At 75.6% G+C, this 17185-nt stretch carries 18 protein-coding genes; 13 read left to right on the top strand and 5 right to left on the bottom strand.

All coding sequences use genetic code 11. The features are described from left to right. Window positions 1–16 precede the first annotated feature (16 nt). The 3 genes from nadA to nadC are packed head-to-tail and all read left to right on the top strand — an operon-like array spanning window position 17 to window position 3473. Window positions 17–1018, top strand: a complete 1002-nt coding sequence (gene nadA / locus ACFQH9_RS16650; RefSeq protein WP_379567042.1) for a quinolinate synthase NadA — start codon at window positions 17–19, stop codon at window positions 1016–1018. Further along, entirely contained in the window at window positions 1015–2595 is a 1581-nt protein-coding gene (locus ACFQH9_RS16645; protein ID WP_379567041.1) for an L-aspartate oxidase, read from the top strand. Before nadA ends, ACFQH9_RS16645 begins: the two co-directional genes overlap by 4 nt. After that, window positions 2592–3473, top strand: a complete 882-nt coding sequence (gene nadC, locus ACFQH9_RS16640; RefSeq protein ID WP_379567040.1) for a carboxylating nicotinate-nucleotide diphosphorylase — start codon at window positions 2592–2594, stop codon at window positions 3471–3473. Before ACFQH9_RS16645 ends, nadC begins: the two co-directional genes overlap by 4 nt. A gap of 124 nt (window positions 3474–3597) precedes the next feature. Here nadC and ACFQH9_RS16635 read toward each other — a convergent pair whose 3' ends face one another. Both ACFQH9_RS16635 and ACFQH9_RS16630 read right to left on the bottom strand, forming a co-directional pair. Then, complete coding sequence (locus ACFQH9_RS16635; protein ID WP_379567039.1) at window positions 3598–4011, bottom strand: hypothetical protein; 414 nt, start codon at window positions 4009–4011, stop codon at window positions 3598–3600. A 12-nt stretch (window positions 4012–4023) separates the two neighbouring features. Beyond that, window positions 4024–5190 (bottom strand): winged helix DNA-binding domain-containing protein, encoded by a 1167-nt coding sequence (locus ACFQH9_RS16630; RefSeq protein WP_379567038.1) that lies wholly within the window; start codon window positions 5188–5190, stop codon window positions 4024–4026. 87 nt (window positions 5191–5277) lie between these two features. Between ACFQH9_RS16630 and hisD the strand changes: the two genes are divergently transcribed. The 3 genes from hisD to hisB are packed head-to-tail and all read left to right on the top strand — an operon-like array spanning window position 5278 to window position 8398. Continuing rightward, a complete protein-coding gene (gene hisD, locus ACFQH9_RS16625; RefSeq protein WP_379567037.1) occupies window positions 5278–6624 on the top strand; it encodes a histidinol dehydrogenase in 1347 nt (448 codons plus the stop codon). Continuing rightward, window positions 6621–7802, top strand: a complete 1182-nt coding sequence (locus ACFQH9_RS16620) for a histidinol-phosphate transaminase (RefSeq protein WP_379567036.1) — start codon at window positions 6621–6623, stop codon at window positions 7800–7802. The genes hisD and ACFQH9_RS16620 overlap by 4 nt, the downstream gene beginning before the upstream one ends. Further along, on the top strand, window positions 7799–8398 hold the full coding sequence (gene hisB, locus ACFQH9_RS16615) for an imidazoleglycerol-phosphate dehydratase HisB (RefSeq protein WP_345379137.1): 600 nt from the start codon (window positions 7799–7801) through the stop codon (window positions 8396–8398). The genes ACFQH9_RS16620 and hisB overlap by 4 nt, the downstream gene beginning before the upstream one ends. Before the next feature lie 67 nt (window positions 8399–8465). Here the strand turns inward: hisB and ACFQH9_RS16610 are convergent, their stop codons facing one another. After that, on the bottom strand, window positions 8466–9317 hold the full coding sequence (locus ACFQH9_RS16610) for an alpha/beta fold hydrolase (protein ID WP_379567035.1): 852 nt from the start codon (window positions 9315–9317) through the stop codon (window positions 8466–8468). Between the two features lie 83 nt (window positions 9318–9400). Here ACFQH9_RS16610 and ACFQH9_RS16605 point away from each other — a divergent pair, with 83 nt between their 5' ends. From ACFQH9_RS16605 to hisI, 5 genes are read left to right on the top strand one after another with little or no spacing between them, the layout of a single operon-like run. Continuing rightward, a complete protein-coding gene (locus ACFQH9_RS16605) occupies window positions 9401–10294 on the top strand; it encodes a LysR family transcriptional regulator (protein WP_379567034.1) in 894 nt (297 codons plus the stop codon). Between the two features lie 41 nt (window positions 10295–10335). Then, window positions 10336–10971, top strand: a complete 636-nt coding sequence (gene hisH / locus ACFQH9_RS16600; protein ID WP_379567033.1) for an imidazole glycerol phosphate synthase subunit HisH — start codon at window positions 10336–10338, stop codon at window positions 10969–10971. A gap of 44 nt (window positions 10972–11015) precedes the next feature. Then, on the top strand, window positions 11016–11741 hold the full coding sequence (gene priA, locus ACFQH9_RS16595; protein WP_379567032.1) for a bifunctional 1-(5-phosphoribosyl)-5-((5-phosphoribosylamino)methylideneamino)imidazole-4-carboxamide isomerase/phosphoribosylanthranilate isomerase PriA: 726 nt from the start codon (window positions 11016–11018) through the stop codon (window positions 11739–11741). Further along, the gene (hisF, locus tag ACFQH9_RS16590; protein WP_379567031.1) at window positions 11741–12523 is read left to right on the top strand and encodes an imidazole glycerol phosphate synthase subunit HisF; all 783 of its coding nucleotides are present in this window, start codon (window positions 11741–11743) and stop codon (window positions 12521–12523) included. Before priA ends, hisF begins: the two co-directional genes overlap by 1 nt. Window positions 12524–12558: 35 nt before the next feature. Continuing rightward, window positions 12559–12903: a phosphoribosyl-AMP cyclohydrolase gene (gene hisI, locus ACFQH9_RS16585; RefSeq protein WP_379567070.1), complete on the top strand. Its 345-nt coding sequence runs from the start codon at window positions 12559–12561 to the stop codon at window positions 12901–12903. 85 nt (window positions 12904–12988) lie between these two features. Here hisI and ACFQH9_RS16580 read toward each other — a convergent pair whose 3' ends face one another. Continuing rightward, window positions 12989–13879 (bottom strand): oxygenase MpaB family protein, encoded by an 891-nt coding sequence (locus tag ACFQH9_RS16580; RefSeq protein ID WP_379567030.1) that lies wholly within the window; start codon window positions 13877–13879, stop codon window positions 12989–12991. A gap of 600 nt (window positions 13880–14479) precedes the next feature. After that, complete coding sequence (locus tag ACFQH9_RS16575) at window positions 14480–15091, bottom strand: TetR/AcrR family transcriptional regulator (RefSeq protein WP_379567029.1); 612 nt, start codon at window positions 15089–15091, stop codon at window positions 14480–14482. 59 nt (window positions 15092–15150) lie between these two features. Between ACFQH9_RS16575 and ACFQH9_RS16570 the strand changes: the two genes are divergently transcribed. Both ACFQH9_RS16570 and ACFQH9_RS16565 read left to right on the top strand, forming a co-directional pair. After that, window positions 15151–16737 (top strand): anthranilate synthase component I, encoded by a 1587-nt coding sequence (locus ACFQH9_RS16570; protein ID WP_379567028.1) that lies wholly within the window; start codon window positions 15151–15153, stop codon window positions 16735–16737. Then, window positions 16730–17185 (top strand): Trp biosynthesis-associated membrane protein (locus tag ACFQH9_RS16565; RefSeq protein WP_379567027.1); only part of this gene is annotated, 456 nt, incomplete at its 3' end. The genes ACFQH9_RS16570 and ACFQH9_RS16565, both read left to right, overlap by 8 nt.

Here is a 17185-nt window from a genome sequence, read left to right as displayed (position 1 = left end):
CCGAGGAGGACGAGCGATGACCGTGACGGCTGACGTGCAGGCGGGGCCCGACGTCCCGTACCCCGGCTGGGCCGACGAGGTGCGCGAGCTGGCGCAGCGCCGCGACGCGGTGCTGCTGGCGCACAACTACCAGCTGCCGGCGATCCAGGACGTGGCCGACCACGTGGGCGACTCCCTGGCGCTCTCCCGGATCGCCGCCGAGGTCGACGCCGGGACGATCGTGTTCTGCGGCGTGCACTTCATGGCGGAGACCGCGAAGATCCTCTCGCCGGACAAGACCGTGCTGATCCCGGACGCGCGGGCCGGCTGCTCGCTCGCCGACTCGATCACCGTCGACGAGCTGCGGGCCTGGAAGGCCGAGCACCCCGGCGCCGTGGTGGTCAGCTACGTGAACACCACCGCCGCGGTGAAGGCCGAGACCGACATCTGCTGCACCTCGTCGAACGCGGTCGAGGTCGTCGCCTCGATCCCCGAGGACCGCGAGGTGCTGTTCCTGCCCGACCAGTTCCTCGGCGCCCACGTCCGGCGCACCCTGGACCGGGCGAACATGCACGTCTGGGCGGGGGAGTGCCACGTCCACGCCGGCATCAACGGCGCCGAGCTCACCGCGCAGGCCGAGGCGCACCCCGACGCCGAGCTGTTCGTGCACCCGGAGTGCGGCTGCGCCACCTCGGCGCTCTACCTCGCCGGGTCCGGCACCGTGCCCGCGGACCGGGTCAAGATCCTCTCGACCGGCGGGATGGTCGACGCCGCCCGCGCGTCGCACGCGAAGTCGGTGCTGGTGGCGACCGAGGTCGGCATGCTGCACCAGCTCCGCCGGGCCGCGCCGGAGATCGACTTCCGCGCGGTGAACGACCGCGCGAGCTGCACCTACATGAAGATGATCACGCCGGAGGCGCTCCTGCGCAGCGTCCGCGAGGGCACCGACGAGGTGCACGTCGACCCGGAGCTGGCCGCCCGCGGGCGCGCCGCCGTCGAGCGGATGATCGCGATCGGCCGGCCGGGAGGTGGCGAGTGACGGGCTGGGAGGCGAGCGCGGACCTCGTCGTCGTCGGCAGCGGCGTCGCGGGGCTCACCGCCGCGCTCGACGCCGCGGCGGCCGGGCTGCGGGTGGTCGTGGTGACCAAGGACGCGGCCGACGCCGGCAGCACCCGCTGGGCGCAGGGCGGCGTCGCCGTCGTGCTCGGCGACGTGCCGGGCGACACCGTCGAGGCGCACGCGGCGGACACGCTCGCCGTCGGCGGCGGGTTGAACGACGCCGAGGCCGTCGCGGCGATCGTCGCCGGCGGTCCCGGCGCGGTCCGGCGGCTCCGGGAGCGCGGCGCGCTGTTCGACGCGCGCGGCCCCCGCCTGGACCGGACCCGCGAGGGCGGGCACTCCGCCTACCGCGTCGTGCACGCGGGCGGCGACGCGACCGGCGCGGAGATCGAGCGCGCCCTGGTCGAGGCCGCCCGCTCGCTGACCATCCTCACCGGGCACGTGGCCGTCGACGCGCTCAAGGACCCCGCAGGCCGCGTCGCCGGGCTCGCCGTGCTCGACGACGCCGGGCGGGCGGGTGTGCTGCGCACCCCCGCCGTCCTCCTGGCCACCGGCGGGTACGGGCAGCTCTACGCCAGCACCACGAACCCGGGGACCTCGACCGGGGACGGCGTGGCGCTGGCCCTGCGGGCCGGCGCCGCCGCGGCCGACCTGGAGTTCGTGCAGTTCCACCCCACCGTGCTCTACACCGGGCCCGCGGTCGGCCGCCGCCCGCTGGTCACCGAGGCGGTGCGCGGCGAGGGCGCGGTCCTGCGGGACCGGTCGGGCACCCGGTTCATGGTCGGCCGGCACCCGCTCGCCGACCTCGCCCCGCGCGACGTCGTGGCCGCCGAGATCACCCGGCGGATGGCCGAGACCGGCGCGGACTGCATGTACCTCGACGCCACCGGCCTGGAGGGCTTCGCCGCCCGCTTCCCCACCGTGTCCGCGTCGTGCCGCGAGGCGGGGATCGACCCGACCCGCGAGCCCATCCCCGTCACCCCGGCCGCGCACTACGCGTGCGGCGGTGTGGTCGCCGACATCGACGGCCGCACCGCGGTCCCCGGCCTCTACGCCGCGGGCGAGGTGGCCCGCACCGGACTGCACGGGGCGAACCGGCTCGCGTCGAACTCCCTGCTCGAGGGGCTCGTGGTGGGCGAGCGGGCGGTCCACGCGGTGGTCGAGGACCTGCACCTGCCGCGGACCGCGTCGGCCGAGCTGATCGCGCCGGCACCGGCCGTCGGCGTGGCCGACCGCGGGATCGTGCAGCGGGCGATGAGCGCCTTCGCCGCCATCGGGCGGGACGCGACGGGCCTGGCCACCGCGTCGGATCTCGTCGAACGGGCCACGCTGCTGGCCACCCCGCTCGACCGCGCCGGCGTGGAGGACGCGGCGCTGACCCTGCTCGCGCAGGCGATGCTCGCGGCCGCGGGCACCCGCCGGGAGAGCCGCGGATGCCACGTGCGCACGGACTTCCCCGAGCGCGACGACCTCTGGCAGAAGGAGTCCCTGCTCGTGACCCTGGACGAGACCGGCCGCCCGGTCGTCGGCACGGACGCCCTGGCGGGTGCGGCGTGAGCGCCGGCATCGCCGCCGGGGTCGGCGGGGCCACCGCGATCGGCGTGCCGGACCCCGAGGACCTGGCCCGCGTGGTGCGCACCGCGCTCGACGAGGACCTGCGCCACGGACCCGACGCCACCACCGCCGCGACGGTCCCGGCCGACGCCGTCGCCGTCGGGTCGTTCACCCCCCGCAGGGCGGGCGTGCTGTCCGGGGTCCCGGCCGCGAAGGCCGTGCTCGACCTCGTGGTGCCGGAGTGGGAGCTGCTCACCGAGCTGCCGGACGGGTCGCGGCTGACCCCGGGCGAGCCCGCGCTCGTCGTCCGGGCGCCGGTCCGGGCGCTGCTGACCGCCGAGCGCACCGCCCTCAACCTGCTCTGCCACCTGTCCGGGGTGGCGACCGCGACCGCTCAGTGGGTGGACGCCGTCGCGGGCACCCGGGCGCGGATCCGGGACACCCGCAAGACGCTGCCGGGGCTGCGGCTGCTGGAGAAGTACGCCGTGCGCTGCGGCGGCGGGGTGAACCACCGGCTCGGCCTCGGCGACGCCATCCTGATCAAGGACAACCACGTCGCCGCGGCGGGCTCGGTGTCCGCGGCGCTGCGGGCCGCGCGGGAGCGGGCGCCGGAGCTGCCCTGCGAGGTCGAGGTGGACTCGCTCGCGCAGCTCGACGAGGTGCTCGAGCTGGGCGCGGAGCTGGTGCTGCTGGACAACTTCACCCCGGAGCAGACGGCCCGGGCCGTGCGCCGTCGCGGTTCCCGCCCGACCCTGCTCGAGTCCAGCGGCGGGCTGGTCCTCGCGAACGCCCGGGAGTACGCCGAGACCGGGGTGGACTTCATCTCCGTCGGCGCCCTGACGCACTCGGTGACCGCGCTGGATCTCGGGCTCGACCTGTAGGGCCGATCGCGCGGCGGCCCGGCACGCTCCTCCCGGGCGGAGGTGGTCGCCGTGCGGACGCTCGTCACCTCGTGGCCGGGCTCCGGTCACCGGTGCCGGACGGAGGTCGCCGGGCGGCGCCCGGTCAGTAGGGGGCGAGCTCCAGGACGGGGCGGCCGGACCCGGCGGCGTCCCGGGCGAAGGCGGCGAGGTCGGAGAGGATCTCCCCGAGCGCGTCGGGTTCGTCGTGCGCGATGGCCTGCGACCAGGCGGCCATCACCGGCGGCGCCGTCCGCGGGGTCAGCTCGGCGAGCGCGGCCACGGCCGCCTCGGGCACCCGGGTCACGATCATGCCCACGTCGACCTCGACGGCGAGCAGCCCGGCCGGGCTGCGGGGGTCCGGCGGCCGTGCGTCGGTCAGGGCCGCGTAGAGCGCGGCCAGCTCGGCGCGGCGCAACGGGATCGACAGGTGCGGCCAGTCGTCGAAGGAGTGCTCGCCGGACGCCACCGAGGCCACCGCGTCGGCCTCGTGCTCACCGGCCAGGAACCAGTCGCTCACGATCTCGAGAACCTAGGCCAGCAGCTCGGCCGACAGCGGGGCGGGGAAGCGGACGGTGAACCGGACCTCGCCGAGCAGCGACTCCAGCGCGTGCGCGGCGGCGTCGACCTGCGCGCGGGCCTCGGCGCCGACGTCCGTGAGCAGCCGCAGCGCGATCGTCCCGTCCCTGCGCTGCACCCAGCCGCCCACGATCGTCCCGCCGACCCAGATCGTCGGGCCGCCGTTGCCGTTGCGGTCGAACAGCTGCGGGACGAGGGCCGGGTCCAGGTAGTGGTCGCGCTGCTTCCAGCCCATGGTCGTCGGGTCGAGGCCCGGGAGGAGGGCGACGGAGGGCTGCGGCTCCACCGGCTCGGTGTCGTCGGGAAGGTCGTCGGGCAGGACGTACCCGGCGTCGGTCTCGACGGCGTCCACGTCGGCGAGCGCGGCCTTCGTGGTCCCGACCGTCCAGCCCGCCCACCACTTGAGGTCGTCGCGGGTCGCCGGGCCGAAGGCGCGCAGGTAGGCGCGGGCGAGCCCGGCCGCGGCCTCGCGCCTGGGCAGCGGCTCGCCGAGCCCGCCGGGCACCCAGGCCTCGGCGGCGGCCCAGCGGTACTGCCCGTTGATCCACGTGCCGGTGGGACGGGCGCGCAGCACCTCGCCGTCGAACCCCATGACCAGCAGCACCCGGGAGTGCAACGACTGGGTGGTGGCCTCGATCGGGACCGGCGTGGTGAGCTCCGGCAACCGCAGCCCGATCTCGCGGGCGGGCAGCGGGCCCTCGGCGAGCAGCAGCTCCCGGATCCGGGCCCGCGCGCCGGCCACGGTGGCGTCGGGATCGGGGTAGCCGCCCGCGGTCAGCTGCTTGTGCAGGTTGCGGCGCTGCACCGCGGCGACGTCCACGGTCGCCGCGTGGTGGGCGAGCCGGGCGTGGTGCGGGCCGAACACCCACAGCGTGCGGCGCATGGCGTGGTGGCGGAGCAGGCTGCGGTCCTCGTAGAGCGCCCGCTCCACCGCGGCGAGGTCCGGGTGCGACATCCGGGCGGCGGCCGAGAGGTACACCGTCACGGGGTCCGTGGAGTGCAGCCCGACCAGGTCGTCGACGATCCGCGGGACGTCGTCCGTGCGGGTCGCGGGGGTCAGCCGGTGCCGGGCGACGAGCCGCGCGCGCCGCTGCGCGGCCGGGAGGGAGGGAAGCGCCACCCCCCGATTCTGCTGTGTGCGGGAAGTGCCGCCGGAGCACCACTCACCGCGCACGGGCGGCGGAGGCGCACGACGTACCCTGGACGCATGGTCCGCCCACTCCTGCGCCGCCTCGACCTGCGCCCCGAACCGCTGCCGCGACCCGCCGTGCTGCGGGGGATGCTGCCGCGCGCGGAGCTCGACGTCGACGCGGCGCTCGAGGCGGTCCGCCCGATCGTCGAGTCGGTGCGGGAGCGCGGCGTCGAGGCCGTGCTGGAGGTCACCGAGCGGTTCGACAAGGTCCGCCCGGCGTCGGTCCGGGTCCCGGTCGCCGAGCTGGAGAAGGCCCTCGCCGAGCTGGACCCGGCCGTGCGGGAGGCCCTCGAGACCTCGGTCGAGCGCGCCCGGACGGTGCACGAGGAGCAGCGGCGGGCCGACGTCGTCACCCGGGTCGTACCGGGCGGCACGGTGACCGAGCGGTTCGTGCCGGTCCGCCGGGTCGGGCTGTACGCGCCGGGTGGGCTGGCGGTCTACCCGTCCTCGGTGATCATGAACGTGGTCCCGGCGCAGGCCGCGGGCGTCGAGTCGCTGGTGGTGGCCTCGCCGCCGCAGGCGGAGAACGGCGGCCTCCCGCACCCGACGATCCTGGCCGCGGCCGCGCTGCTCGGCGTCGACGAGGTGTGGGCGGTCGGCGGCGCGCAGTGCGTCGCGCTGCTCGCCCACGGCGGCACCGACACGGACGGCGCCGACCTCGAGCCGGTCGACATGGTCACCGGCCCGGGCAACATCTACGTGACCGCCGCCAAGCGCCTGCTCCGCGGCCTGGTCGGGATCGACGCCGAGGCCGGCACCACCGAGATCGCGATCCTGGCCGACGGCGGGGCGGACCCCGTGCACGTCGCCGCGGACCTGATCTCGCAGGCCGAGCACGACCCGAAGGCGGCCTCCGTGCTGGTCACGACCTCGGACGAGCTGGCGGAGGCGGTCGACGCCGAGCTGGAGCGCCAGGTCGCCGCCACCAAGCACACCGAGCGCATCCGCACCGCGCTGTCCGGCCCGCAGTCCGGCACGATCCTGGTGCGGGACCTCGCCGACGGCGTCGCGGTGGTCGACGCCTACGCCGCCGAGCACCTCGAGATCCAGACCGCCGACGCCCGTGAGGTCGGCGCCAGGGTACGCAACGCCGGCGCGATCTTCATCGGCCCGTACGCGCCGGTCTCGCTCGGCGACTACTGCGCGGGCTCGAACCACGTGCTGCCCACCGGCGGCTGCGCGCGGCACTCGGGCGGGCTCTCCACGAGCACGTTCCTCCGCGGCGTGCACGTGGTCGAGTACACCGAGGAGGCGCTGCGGGAGGTGGCGGACCGGGTCGTCACGCTGGCGACCGCCGAGGACCTGCCCGCGCACGGCCAGGCCGTCACGGCGCGCTTCGATCGGGCGGGGTCCGGCCGGTGACCACTCCCGGGAACGAGGTCCGGCTGGAGGACCTGCCGCTGCGCGGGTCGTTGCGCGGCAGGTCCCCGTACGGCGCCCCGCAGCTCGACGTGGCCGTGCGGCTCAACACCAACGAGAACCCGTACCCGCCGCCCCCGGAGCTGGTCGCGGACGTCACGGCGGCGTGCGAGGCGGCGGCGCGGGACCTGCACCGCTACCCGGACCGGGACGCCCTCGCGCTGCGCGGGGACCTGGCGGCGTACCTGACCCGGCAGACCGGGGTGGAGCTCGGTGTCCCGAACGTCTGGGCGGCCAACGGCTCCAACGAGATCCTCCAGCAGGTCCTGCAGGCCTTCGGCGGGCCCGGCCGGACCGCGCTCGGGTTCGTGCCCAGCTACTCGATGCACCCGATCATCAGCTCGGGCACCCAGACCGAGTGGCTGGAGATCCCGCGGACCGCGGACTTCTCGGTGGACGTCGAGGCAGCGCAGCTCCTGCTCAAGGAGAAGGCGCCGGACGTCACGTTCCTGACCAGCCCGAACAACCCCACCGGGCAGTCGCTCGACCCGGCCGACCTCGCGCTGCTGATCGACGCCGCGCCCGGGATGGTCGTGGTCGACGAGGCGTACGCCGAGTTCTCCGCCCACCCCAGCGCGACCACGCTGCTGGCCACGCACGGGCACAAGCTGATCGTGTCGCGGACCATGAGCAAGGCGTTCGCGTTCGCCGGCGGCCGGCTGGGCTACCTCGCCGCCGCGCCGGCCGTCGTCGACGCGCTGCAGCTCGTCCGGCTGCCGTACCACCTGTCGGTGCTCACCCAGGCCGCGGCGCGGGCGGCGCTGCGGCACGCCGACGCCACCCTGGGCTCGGTCGCGCTGCTGGCCGCGGAGCGGGACCGGGTGGTGCCCGAGCTGCAGGCCCTGGGCCACGACTGCGTCCCCAGTGACGCCAACTTCGTGCTGTTCGGCCGGTTCGCCGACGCGCCGCGGGCGTGGCGGGCGTTCCTCGACCGCGGCGTGCTGATCCGGGACGTGGGCATCCCGGAGCGGCTGCGGGTCACGATCGGCACCCCCGAGGAGAACGACGCGTTCCTGGCCGCCGCCGCGGCCGTCGCGGAGGCGGAGCTCGCGGAGCCGACCGTCGGCGCGGAGGCGGAGCTCGCGGAGCCGACCATCGGTCCAGTGAAGGAGTTGTCGTGAGTCGGATCGGCCGCGTCGAGCGGGTCACCAAGGAGTCGAAGGTCCTCGTCGAGATCGACCTCGACGGCACCGGGCGGACGAACGTCTCCACCGGCGTCCCGTTCTTCGACCACATGCTCGACGCGCTGGGCAAGCACGGCGCGTTCGACCTCACCGTGCAGGCCGAGGGCGACGTCCACCTCGACGCGCACCACACCGTCGAGGACACCGCGATCGTGCTCGGCCAGGCCCTGCGCCAGGCGCTGGGGGACAAGAAGGGCATCCGCCGCTTCGGCGACGCCTGGATCCCGATGGACGAGGCGCTCGCGCACGCGGTCGTCGACGTCTCCGGCCGCCCCTACACCGTGCACTCCGGCGAGCCGGAGGTCATGCAGGGCTTCGTGGTCGGCGGGCACTACCCGACGGTGCTCAACCGGCACGTGTTCGAGTCGCTGGCCTTCCACGGCCACCTCGCGCTGCACGTCCGGGTGCTCGACGGCCGCGACCCGCACCACATCACGGAGGCCGAGTTCAAGGCGATCGCCCGCGCGCTGCGCGCCGCCACCGAGCCCGACGAGCGGATCACCGGCATCGCGTCCACCAAGGGCACCCTCTAGGACCTGCNGCCGCCGAATGCACGAACGGCACCCTCGCTCCTCCCTGGCGAGCGAGAGTGCCGTTCGCTCACGGGGTCAGCAGGCGGTCGAGGAGGTCGGCGAGCGGGCCGGGGTGGACCTGGGCGCCGAGGTGTGTCGTGTCGAGGGTGTGGACGTCGAACGGGTTGTCCGGGGTGAGCGCGTCCGCCTCGGCGATGTACCGGTCCTGCAGCGCCGGTGGCATCGCGCGGTCCTGGGCGAGCCGCACGTAGGTGCGCGGGATCGTGCCCCAGGTGGCGGCGTCGGCGCGGACGAGCTTCTCGTCGATCCGCAGGCTCTCGTCCGGGTCCTGCAGGTGCAGGTAGGCGAGCAGCTCGTCCCGGGTGCCGTCGGCCAGCAGCGCGGCCTGCGCGCGGTCGAGGAGCTCCGGGTCGGCCGTGCGCCAGTTCATCCGGATGGCGCCGACGGTCGCCGGATCCGCCACGGCCAGGGCGAACAGGGTGCCGAGCAGGCTGTCGGCCATCTCCGGTCCCGCGTCGTACTCCTCGAGGCCCGCCGCGACCGGGCAGTGCGCCGACACGTAGACGAGCCGGTCCACCAGCTCGGGGGCGGCGTTCCCGACGGCGTTCAGGGTCAGCCCGCCCCGGCTGGTCCCGACCAGCACCGTCGGCCCGTGCTCCCGGGCGCGGCGCAGCACCTCGACGACGGCGGCGACGTCGTCCGCCGTGCCGATGTCCCGCATCCCGCTGGGCTCGGTGGCCAGCGCGGCCGGGTCCTGCGGGCCGAGGTAGCCGCGGGGGAGGCGGGCGTCGAAGCCGTGCCCGGGCAGGTCGACGGCGAGGGCCCGGTGCCCGCGCAGCGCGAGCTCGCGGAGGGTCGGGGTCCAGCTGGCGGCGTTGCAGCCCATGCCGTGCACGAGCACGACGGTCGGATCACTCACGCGGTGCAGTCTGCCGGGGCGGGCGCGACGCGCGCACCGGCCCGCGCTGGAACCTCGTGCCCGGAGCCAGCAGGATGGGGGTGGTGGACGCCCGTCACCTCCGCTACTTCCTGGCCGTGGTCGACCACGGCGGGTTCCACCGGGCGGCCGAGGCCCTGTCGGTGGGGCAGCCCACGCTCACCCAAGCGGTCGCGGCGCTCGAGCGGGAGCTGCACACCACGCTGTTCCACCACGTCGGGGCGGACGTCGTGCTCACCGAGGCCGGCCGCGCGCTCGTCGGCCCCGCCCGCGAGGTCGGGCACGGGCTGGAGCTGGCCCGGGCCTCGGTCGAGGCCGTCGAGGGGCTGCGGGCCGGGCGGGTGGAGATCGTCGCGACCCCCTCGCAGGCGGTGTCGCCGCTGGCCGGGACCATCGCGCGGTTCTGCGCCGCCTACCCGCAGGTGCGGGTGGTGGTGCGGGCCGCGTTCACCGCCGACGAGGTCGTCGCGGCCGTGTGCTCCGGGGCCACCGAGCTCGGCCTGCTCGCCAGCGCGCGTCCCGTCCACGCCACCGGGCTCGACCTGCACCCCGTCGCCCGGCAGCGGTTCGTGCTGGTGGCCCCCCCGGACGCCACGCTCGAGGGGCCGGTGCGGGGCGAGCAGCTCGCGGGGCACCGGTTGATCGCCGGGCCGCCGGGCACCGCCATGCGGTCGGTGGTCGACGGGCTCGCGCGGCACGGCGCGACGCTCGCGGCGGAGTGCGAGCACCGGGAGGCGATCCTGCCGCTGGTCCTCGGCGGGGTCGGGCTCGCCGTGCTGCCGGACTCGTGGCGCGAGCTGGCGGAGCGGGCCGGCGCCCGTGTCGTCGAGCTGGAACCGCCCGCCCAGCTGGACATCGCCTACGTCAGCCGCACCGGCGCCGTCACCGCGGCCGCCCGCGCCTTCCTGGACCAGGCGACCCCGCGGACGCGCCCTCCCGGGCCCGTCGACGCCTGCTGACCCGGCCGGGCGCCGCCGCGCCGGTCCGTACACTGGACGGCGTGTCGCGGATCGTCGTGCTGGACTACGGATCGGGGAACCTGCGATCGGCCGAGCGCGCGCTGCGGCGGGTCGGGGCGGACGTCACCGTCACCTCCGACTTCGACGCCGCCTGCGCGGCCGACGGGCTGGTCGTCCCCGGCGTGGGGGCCTTCGCGCACTGCATGGAGGGCCTCCACGCGGTGCGGGGGCCGCAGATCATCGATCGCCGGCTGGCCGGCGGGCGCCCCGTGCTGGGTATCTGCGTCGGCATGCAGGTGATGTTCGACCGCGGCGTGGAGTTCGGCGTGGAGGCGGACGGCTGCGGGGAGTGGCCGGGCACCGTCGAGCGGCTCAAGGCGGACGTGCTGCCGCACATGGGCTGGAACACCGTGCGCGCCCCCGCCGGGTCGACGCTGTTCAACGGCCTCGACGCCGACACCCGCTTCTACTTCGTGCACTCCTTCGCCGCCCGCCGCTGGGAGCTGGAGGAGTCGCACGCGATTAGGCCGCCGCTGGTCACCTGGGCGCACCACGGCGAGGACTTCGTGGCCGCCGTGGAGAACGGGGCGCTCGCCGCCACCCAGTTCCACCCGGAGAAGTCCGGGGACGCGGGCGCCCAGGTGCTCGCGAACTGGCTGCGCGACGTCGTCGGCTGAGCAGGCCCGCGGAGCCGCGAGTCCGCGGTCGGTAGGCTCGACGGGTGAGTTTCACCCTTCTCCCCGCTGTGGACGTCGCCGACGGGCAGGCCGTGCGCCTGGTCCAGGGCGAGGCCGGCACCGAGACCTCCTACGGCGCGCCGCGCGAGGCCGCGCTGAAGTGGCAGGAGGACGGCGCCGAGTGGATCCATCTCGTCGACCTCGACGCGGCGTTCGGCAAGGGCTCCAACGCCGAGCTGCTGGCCGCCGTCGTCGGTGAGCTGGACGTCAAGGTGGAGCTGTCCGGCGGGATCCGGGACGACGAGTCGCTGGCCCGCGCCCTGTCCACCGGCTGCGCCCGGGTCAACCTCGGCACCGCCGCGCTGGAGGACCCGGAGTGGTGCGCGAAGGTCTGCGCGGAGCACGGCGAGAAGATCGCCGTCGGGCTCGACGTGAAGATCAAGGACGGGCAGCACCGGCTCGCGGCCCGCGGCTGGACCCAGGACGGCGGCGACCTCTGGGAGACCCTGGCCCGCATGGACCGCGACGGGGTGTCGCGGTACATCGTCACGGACGTCTCCAAGGACGGGACGCTGCAGGGGCCGAACGTCGAGCTGCTGAAGCAGGTCGCGGCGAAGACCCCCGCCCCGGTGATCGCGTCCGGGGGGATCTCCGAGATCGAGGACCTGGTGGCGCTCGCCGAGACCGGGGTGATCGAGGGCTCGATCGTCGGCAAGGCGCTCTACGCCGGGCGGTTCACCCTGCGCGAGGCCCTGGCGGCGGTGCGCTAGTGGGCGTCGCGGTCCGCGTCATCCCCTGCCTGGACGTCGACGCCGGGCGGGTGGTGAAGGGCGTCAACTTCAAGGAGCTGCGCGACGCCGGCGACCCGGTCGAGATGGCGGCGGTCTACGACGCCGAGGGCGCCGACGAGCTCACGTTCCTCGACGTCACGGCCTCGTCGGCGGAGCGCGCGACGATGGTCGACGTCGTCCGCCGCACCGCGGAGCAGGTCTTCATCCCGCTGACCGTCGGCGGCGGCATCCGCACGCCCGACGACGTCGACCGGATGCTGCGCGCGGGCGCGGACAAGGTCTCGGTGAACACCGCGGCGATCGCCCGGCCCGAGCTGCTGCGCGAGATGGCGCGGCGGTTCGGCTCGCAGTGCATCGTGCTGTCGGTCGACGCGCGGCGCGTGCCTCAGGACGGCACCGCCGGGCCGCCCACGCCGTCGACCTTCGAGGTCACCACGCACGGCGGCCGCACGGGCACCGGGATCGACGCCGTCGAGTGGGCCGCCCGCGGCCAGGAGCTCGGCGTCGGCGAGATCCTGCTCAACTCGATGGACGCCGACGGCACCCGCGCCGGGTTCGACCTCGAGCTGATCGAGAAGGTGCGTCGCGTGGTGGACGTGCCGGTGATCGCGTCGGGCGGGGCGGGCGCCTTGGAGCACTTCCCGCCGGCGATCCGCGCGGGCGCGGACGCGGTGCTCGCGGCCAGCGTGTTCCACTTCGGGCAGCTGCGGATCGGCGAGGTCAAGGACGTGCTGCGCGCCGAGCACGTGGAGATCCGGTGAGCGGGCTCGCGAGCGAGCCCTCCGCGGGGCGCCGGGTGCCGGAGTCCGGGCTCGACCCGGCGGTCGCACAGCGGCTCAAGCGCACCACGGACGGGCTGGTGTGCGCGGTCGTCCAGCAGCGGGGCACCAAGGAGGTGCTCATGGTCGCGTGGATGGACGACGAGGCGCTGCACCGCACCCTCACCACGCGCCGCGGCACGTACTGGTCGCGCTCCCGGCAGGACTACTGGGTCAAGGGCGAGACGTCCGGGCACGTCCAGCACGTGCACGAGGTCCGGCTGGACTGCGACGGCGACACCCTGCTCGTCGTCGTCGACCAGGAGGGCGCGGCCTGCCACACCGGCGACCACACCTGCTTCGACTCCGACCGTCTGCTCTGACCCGCCCTCGCGGAGGGAACGGCGCTCTCGTGCACACCTGGAGCGCCGGTACCGCTCGCTCCTTCGGGGGGTGATGCTCGGGCGTTCAGGCGGACATCACCCAGCGGATGCCGCGCGTGACGCCCTCGCCGGCGAGCCGGACGACGGTGGCCTCCGCGACGGGCAGGTAGGGCAGCCGCAGCGGGCCGCGGGCCCACCGGGGCAGCAGCCCGACGGCGGCCGCCGCGAGCAGCGCGTAGGGCGCCCGGGCGGGTAGCGCGAGCGGCGGGTTCAGCAGCAGGAACCGGGCGGTGGACCGCGCCTCCGGCGTCCCGCGCAGCTCCGGCCGGAACGCCCGGATGCGGGCCGCGAGCGCCGCCTCGGTCTCCGGCGGGTCGACGACGCCGAGCTCGCGCGCCACCCGCGCGGTGTCGGCCACGTAGCCGTCCCGGCCCTCCTGGTCCAGCGGCTGCGACCCGTACCGCTGGTGGGCCCGCAGGAAGCTGTCGATCTCGGCGATGTGCACCCACTCCAGCAGGTGCGGGTCACCGGCGGAGTAGGGCCGGCCGTCGGGTGCGACGCCCCGGACCCGGGCGTGCACCGCCTTGATCCGCTCGATCGTGGCGCGCGCCTCGGCGTCGGGTCCGAAGGTCGTCGCGGCGAGGAAGTAGCTGGTGCGGGCGAGGCGGCCCCACGGGTCGCCGCGGTAGCCCGAGTGCCCCGCCACACCGGCCATGGCCAACGGGTGCAACGACTGCAGCAGCAGTGCCCGCAGCCCGCCGACGAACATCGACGCGTCGCCGTGCACCCGCCGGATCGGGCGGTCCTCGGCGAACCAGCGGGGGCCGGGGGCGGAGTGGATCCGCGCGCGCCGGTCCGGCCCCTCGTCGCCCGCGACCTTCTGGAAGACGTCCGCGCCGAGCCGCGCCCGCAGGCCCGCGACCCGGTCCGCGAGGGCGCCGGACACGTCCCTGAGCCCCGGAACCTGCAGATCCACCACGAGATCCATCATGCGGCCCCGGCGCGGACCCGGCCACCCGATCGCGGCCTGGGTGGCACACCGGAGCGCCGGGTGGCGCCGCCGTGGGATCGAGGCACCGTACCCGAGCCGCACCGCTGTGCCGCTCGCCGATCGGCGTGCGGGCGGGGCCTCCCGCCGTGCCTCATGATCGCCGTTCGTGGCTCCAGACGGACGGAAATCGACCTTTCCGCTCCACGACCGACGATCACCGTCCCCGGCTGCTGGTGCGGCCTCGAGGCGCGCTGTACCCGTGCACCACGGACGACGCCGGCGAGCTGGTCGGCCGCGGTCGGCGCATGATCGTCGTTCGTGGTCGCCGAGGGCCGGAAACCGGCCTTCCGGGTCCACAGGCAATGATCATGGTCTCGGCCCGGGGGTGAGGCCTCGGGGAGCGAGCCGTACACGCTCGCGGATCGGCGGGTCCCGCCCACCGCAGGCTCCCCGACCGACGCGCCGCCCGCTCACCCCGGCCCGCCCGACCCCGGCCCCCTCACCCCGGCCCGCCCGACCCCGGCCCCCTCACCCCGGCCCGCCCAACCCCGACCCGCTCACCGCGACCCCCTCACTCCGGCCCGCTCACCCCGACCCGGCGGGCAGCGGCCCGGTGAGGTAGTGCTGCAGCGTGGGCCCGATCGTCGCGACCACCGTGGCATGGTCCGCCGAGGCCAACGGCTCGAGCTGCACGACGTAGCGGATCATGCCGAGCCCGATGACCTGCGAGGCGACCAGCGCCGCCCGCTCCTCGACCCGGTCCGGCGCCACCCGCCCGACGACCGGCCCGATGACCACCCGGACGATGAACTCGCGCATCATCCGCGCCGCCGCGGGATGCCCGGCCACGCTGCGGACCAGCGTCACCAGCGTGCCGCCCGAGGCGGAGTCCCACACCCGCAGGAAGGTCGCGACGATCCGCTCGCCGACCCGTTCGGGGTCCCCGGGCACGACCGTCTCGACGAGCACCCCCGGGTCGACCGGCACGTCGAGCGACGCCGTGAACAGCTGCGCCTTGCCCCCGAACCAGTGGTTGACCATGGCCGCGTCGACGCCGGCCCGCTCGGCGATCCGGCGGACGGTGGCCCCGTCGTAGCCCCGCTCGGCGAACTCGACGCGCGCGGCCGTCAGCAGGGCGGCCCGGGTGTCCTCACCGGTGGTGCGGCGGCCGCGCCGGCGCGGTTCGCGGGTGGTCACGGGCCCATCTTCACCCGCCCCGTCGTCGCCTCATCCACCCGGCGCGGGAGAATGGGTCCGTGACCGCAGCCACCACGACCCCCACCGCATCTCCCGCCGCGCTGGGAGCGGTCAGCCCGACGCGCGAGGAGTTCCGCGCCCTGGCCGAGAACCACCGGGTGATCCCGGTGACCCGCCGGCTGCTGGCGGACGACGAGACGCCCGTCGGCGTCTACCGCAAGCTCGCCGCGCCGGACGGCCGGGCCCGCCCCGGCACCTTCCTCTTCGAGTCCGCGGAGAACGGGCGGTCCTGGTCGCGCTGGTCCTTCGTCGGCGCCCGCTCCGCCGCCTCGCTGACCACGGTCGACGGGCGGATCCGCTGGACCGGCGAGGTCCCCGACCACCTGCCGACCGAGGGTGACGTGCTGGCGGCGGTCCGCGGCGTGGTCGAGGAGCTGCACAGCGAGCCGCTGCCCGGTATGCCCCCGCTGACCGGCGGTCTCGTCGGGTACCTGGGCTACGACATCGTCCGCCGGATCGAGCGGATCGGCAGCGAGGAGAACCCGCCGGTCGACGACCTGCGGCTGCCCGAGCTGGTCCTGCTGCTGGCCACCGACCTCGCCGCGGTGGACCACCACGAGGGCACGATCACGCTGATCGCCAACGCGATCAACTGGGACGACTCGGACGAGCGCGTCGACGAGGCCTACGACGACGCGGTGGCCCGGCTCGACCGGATGACCGCCGAGCTGGCCGCGCCCGCGCCGTCGACCGTGGCCGTGTTCGCCCCCACCGAGCCGCGCTTCGAGCGCAAGCGCAGCCAGGCCGAGCACTTCGCCGCCGTCGAGGTCGCGAAGGAGCAGATCCGGGCGGGGGAGTGCTTCCAGATCGTGGTGTCGCAGCGGTTCGAGATGGACTGCGCGGCGGACCCGCTGGACGTCTACCGCGTGCTGCGCACGACCAACCCCAGCCCGTACATGTACCTGCTCAACCTCGAGGACGCGTCCGGCGGCAGCCCGTTCACGATCGTCGGGTCGAGCCCGGAGGCGCTGGTCACCGTGGCGGACGGGCAGGCCACCACGCACCCGATCGCCGGGACGCGCTGGCGGGGCGCCACGGAGGAGGAGGACGAGCTGCTGGAGAAGGACCTCCGGCACGACGAGAAGGAGCGCTCCGAGCACGTCATGCTCGTCGACCTCGGGCGCAACGACCTGGGCCGGGTCTGCGAGCCGGGCACGGTGAAGGTGCGCAACTTCTTCTCGGTCGAGCGCTACAGCCACGTCATGCACCTGGTCTCCACGGTCACCGGGACCCTGCGCGCGGACCGGAACGCGGTCGACGCCGTGCTGTCCTGCTTCCCGGCCGGCACCCTGTCCGGCGCGCCGAAGGTCCGGGCCATGCAGGTGATCGACGAGCTGGAGCCCACCCGCCGCGGCCTCTACGGCGGGATCGTCGGGTACCTCGACTTCGCCGGCAACGCCGACACCGCGATCGCCATCCGGACCGCGCTGATCCGGGAGGGGCGGGCGTACGTGCAGGCCGGCGGCGGGATCGTCGCCGACTCCGACCCGCAGGCCGAGGACACCGAGTGCCTGAACAAGGCCCGGGCGGTGCTGTCCGCGGTCGCGACCGCGGCCACCCTGGGCCGCTTCGACGGGCATGCCTGACACCGCCGCACCCGCCCGCCGCGGCCGCCTGTTCCTCCTGACGGCCGCGCTGCTGCTGCTCGGGGCACTCGGCCTGTGGGGCACGACCCGGCTCGACTGGGCGTCCACCCGGGTCGAGGTGGCCGGGCACGGCGCGACCGGGGCGGTGCCGATCGCGGCGTCCGGCGCGCAGCTCGCCCCGGCGCTGATCGGGCTGGCCGCGCTGGCGGTCGCCGCGGTGGCCGCGGCGATCGCCGTGTCGGGCGTCGTCCGGCGGGTCCTCGGCGTGATCGTGGCGCTCGCGGGCGCGTACGGCGTGTACACGGCGCTCGCGGGCTGGCTGCGCCCGCCGGCGGCCACCGAGCTCCCGTCGCTCGTGGGGAGCGCGGCGGCGGGGGCCACCACCGCCCCCGGTGCCACGGTGGCGACCACCGCCGCCCCGCTGCTCGGCGTGCTCGGCGGGCTGCTC

This window comes from Pseudonocardia lutea, assembly GCF_042658055.1.
Lineage (GTDB): Bacteria > Actinomycetota > Actinomycetes > Mycobacteriales > Pseudonocardiaceae > Pseudonocardia > Pseudonocardia lutea.
This window is presented reverse-complemented; position numbering and strand designations above follow the sequence as displayed.

Excerpts from the sequence above, each read along its gene's own strand:
- hisD (WP_379567037.1), top strand. The coding sequence starts at position 5,278 with ATGGTCCGCCCACTCCTGCGCCGCCTCGACCTGCGCCCCGAACCGCTG.
- nadA (WP_379567042.1), top strand. The coding sequence starts at position 17 with ATGACCGTGACGGCTGACGTGCAGGCGGGGCCCGACGTCCCGTACCCC.